The sequence below is a fragment of the Bradyrhizobium sp. genome (assembly GCF_049798375.1).
Taxonomy (GTDB): domain Bacteria; phylum Pseudomonadota; class Alphaproteobacteria; order Rhizobiales; family Xanthobacteraceae; genus Bradyrhizobium.
Map to the genome: position 1 here is coordinate 1 of NZ_JBARGP010000376.1, position 3133 is coordinate 3133.

At 66.2% G+C, this 3133-nt stretch carries 4 protein-coding genes; 3 read left to right on the plus strand and 1 reads right to left on the minus strand.

Annotated elements, in window-relative coordinates:
- Positions 1 to 53 precede the first annotated feature (53 nt).
- The gene (locus WA702_RS16180) at positions 54 to 434 is read right to left on the minus strand and encodes a winged helix-turn-helix domain-containing protein (RefSeq protein ID WP_425111544.1); all 381 of its coding nucleotides are present in this window, start codon (positions 432 to 434) and stop codon (positions 54 to 56) included.
- Positions 435 to 534: 100 nt separating this feature from the next.
- Here WA702_RS16180 and WA702_RS16185 point away from each other — a divergent pair, with 100 nt between their 5' ends.
- From WA702_RS16185 to WA702_RS16195, 3 genes are all read left to right on the plus strand, one after another.
- The gene (locus WA702_RS16185) at positions 535 to 1659 is read left to right on the plus strand and encodes an alkene reductase (protein ID WP_425111545.1); all 1125 of its coding nucleotides are present in this window, start codon (positions 535 to 537) and stop codon (positions 1657 to 1659) included.
- Positions 1660 to 1772: 113 nt separating this feature from the next.
- On the plus strand, positions 1773 to 2252 hold the full coding sequence (locus WA702_RS16190) for a GFA family protein (protein ID WP_425111546.1): 480 nt from the start codon (positions 1773 to 1775) through the stop codon (positions 2250 to 2252).
- Positions 2253 to 2365: 113 nt separating this feature from the next.
- Positions 2366 to 3133 (plus strand): thiamine pyrophosphate-binding protein (locus WA702_RS16195; protein ID WP_425111547.1); only part of this gene is annotated, 768 nt, incomplete at its 3' end.

The following is a 3133-nucleotide window of genomic DNA, read 5'->3' on the forward strand; positions in this document are numbered from 1 at the left end:
ACCCTGTCCCGCAAGGGGAGAGGGTCCACCTCCGCTGTAGCTGCAATTGGCCGCTACGACTTCCCCACGCTCTTCTTCGGCTTCTCGATGTCGCTGCGCAGCGCGGCGAGGTCCTTCTTCACTGCGCTTGCCGCGTCGCGCTCGATCCGCCTGTAACGTTCGACGAGCGCCTCCCCGAACGGCGTCAGCGCCGCGCCGCCGCCATTCTTGCCGCCGGTCTGCCGCTCCACCACCGGCTGCCGGCAAATCCGGTTGATCTCGTCGACCAAGTCCCAGGCACGCTTGTAGGACATGTCCATGGCGCGCCCCGCGGCCGAGATCGAGCCGTGCTGCTCGATATTCTCGAGCAGTGCGATCTTGCCCGGCCCGATCCGCTCGCCGGAATCGAGGTCGATGCGCAGGCTGAGCGACGGAAGGGCGTTGGATTTCGTCATGGACGCAATGCTTTCTCAAGATGCGCCCGACATTGCCACTGCCGCCCTTTCCGAACAAGATGAGGCCGACTCCGATCACAGGACAAGGATAGAGGGAAAGATGCTTCCTGCGCTGTTTTCACCGCTCAAGCTCGGCCCGTTCGAGCTCGCACATCGCGTCGTGCTGGCGCCGTTGACGCGGATGCGGGCCGAGCCGGGCACCTTGGCGCCGCACGTGCTCAATGCCGAATATTACGCGCAGCGCGCCACGCCGGGCGGCCTCCTGATCGCCGAGGCCTCGCCGGTGCTGCCGACCGGGTTCGGCAATCCGAACGTGCCCGGCATCTACAGTGGCGCGCAGGTCGCAGGCTGGAAGCGCGTCACCGATGCCGTGCACGCCAAGGGCGGCATCATCTTCCTGCAGCTGTGGCACGTCGGACGCGTGTCGCATTCCTCGTACCAGCCCGGCGGCGCGCTGCCGCTGGCGCCGTCGGCCGTGGCGATCGGCGGCGATCTGAAGACCATGACTGCTGACGGCAAGGTCGCGTCCTATGAGACGCCGCGCGCGCTGGTGACGGAGGAGATCCCGGAGATCGTTACGGCTTATCGACGGGCAGCACACAACGCGGTGGCCGCCGGATTCGACGGTGTCGAGATTCATGGCGCCAACGGCTATCTGATCGAGCAGTTCCTGCAGTCGCATACCAACCAGCGTACCGATCGCTATGGCGGGTCGATCGAACACCGTACGCGCTTCCTGCTCGAGGTGACCCAGGCGGTGGTCGACGTCTGGGGCGCCGACCGGGTCGGGGTGCGGCTATCGCCCTACGGCATCGCCAACGGCTCCGGAGAGCCGGACCCGATGCCGCTCTACACCCGCGCCGTCGAGGCGCTCAATTCGTTCAAGCTTGCCTATCTGCATTTGCTCGAGCCGCGCTCCTCCGGCGCCGGCCGCGCCGACGTCGACTGGCGGAACGTGCCCTCGGCCATGGTGCTGTTCCGTCCGATCTGGAACGGCGTGCTGATGGCAGCCGGCGGTTTCGTTGGTGATACCGCGAATGCCGCGATTGCCGACGGCTATGCCGACGTCGTCGCCTTCGGCCGCTATTTCATTTCCAACCCGGACCTGCCGCGGCGCCTCGCCCACGGCTTCCCGTTGACGCCCTATCACCGCCCGACCTTCTATGGCGGCGCGGAGAAGGGCTACACGGATTATCCGGCTTACGATGAGATGGCGGAGGCGTGACCGTCCGAGTAACGTCATTGCGAGCGAAGCGAAGCAATCGAGAAACCACCCGACGATTCTGGATTGCTTCGTCGCTTGCGCTCCTCGCAATGACGGTGAGGAGATAGTTTGCCATGCCCAAATCCGGTCCCGCCGGCATCGCCGCCGGCCAATGCCTGTGCGGCCGCGTCGCCTTCGAGATCGATGTGCCGGCGCGCTGGGCGTGGCATGATCATTCCGCTGCGAGCCGGCGTGCCCATGGCGCGGCCTATGCGACCTATGTCGGCAGCTGGCGCAAGCGCTTCCGCATCACCAAAGGCGAAGACGCGATCTCGCGCTTCGAGGACGAGGCCACGAAGACCGTGCGCAACTTCTGCAGCGGCTGCGGCTCGCCGCTATTTTATGAGCGCGCCCGCGGGCCGCACATGGTCAACATCCCGCGCGCGCTGTTTTCGTCGCGCACCGGCCGCGAGCCGCTCTATCACATCGCCATCGAAGAGGTGCCGGACTGGGCTTATACCGGCGCGCCATTGGTGCCGCTGAAAGGCTATCCCGGCGTGGTCTGGCAACGCGCGCAGCGCAAGAAACGCGGGGGCCGCGAGGGCATGTTCTGACGCCGGCGCGGCCGGCTTGCATTGCAGCCATGAGCGCGCTCCATTGAAGCTGGTCGGATGATCGGTAAAGATCGCGACACGCCCGCGCCACGATCGCGAGCCGGAGGAAATCAATGAAGAACCGCATCACCGGCCGCTCGGCCTTTCTGGCGCTGCTCAAGGACGAGGGCATCACGCATCTGTTCGGCAATCCCGGCACCACCGAGTTGCCGATCATGCATGCGCTGAAGGACCATCCGGACCTCACTTATGTGATGGCGATGCAGGAGAGCCTGGTGGTGGCGATCGCGGATGGCTACAGCCGCGCTTCGGGCCGGCTGGTGGCCTGCAACGTCCATGTCGCGCCCGGTCTCGGCAACGCGATGGGATCGCTCTACAATGCGCAGTTCACCGGCACGCCGATGATCCTCACTGCCGGCCAGCAGGAGCAGGGCCATGGGCTGATGGAGCCGCTGCTGTACGGCCCGCTGGTGCGGATGGCCGAGCCGCTGGTGAAGTGGGCGGTCGAAGTGACGCGGCTGGAGGACCTGCCGCGGATCGTGCGCCGCGCGGCCAAGGTCGCGACCACGCCGCCGACCGGGCCGGTGTTCATCTCGTTGCCCGGCGACATCCTGAATGCGGAAGCCGGCATTGAGCTTGGCCGTTCGACCCGGGTCGATACCCGCGTAAGACCGTCGGACGAGAGCCTGCAGGCGCTGACGCAACGCATTCTCAAGGCCGAGCGGCCGGTCATCATCGCCGGCGACGAAATCGTCAAAAGCGATGCGCTGCAGGAAGCGGCAGCGCTGGCGGCTGTGCTTGGCTGTCCGGCCTATCAGCAATCGGCGCCTTACGGCGCACATTTCCTGTCCGAGAGCCCGTGCTTCATGGGCGCGCTGTCG

Coding starts and splice junctions, on each gene's coding strand:
- WA702_RS16180 (WP_425111544.1), bottom strand. CDS start 434: ATGACGAAATCCAACGCCCTTCCGTCGCTCAGCCTGCGCATCGACCTC.
- WA702_RS16190 (WP_425111546.1), top strand. CDS start 1,773: ATGCCCAAATCCGGTCCCGCCGGCATCGCCGCCGGCCAATGCCTGTGC.
- WA702_RS16185 (WP_425111545.1), top strand. CDS start 535: ATGCTTCCTGCGCTGTTTTCACCGCTCAAGCTCGGCCCGTTCGAGCTC.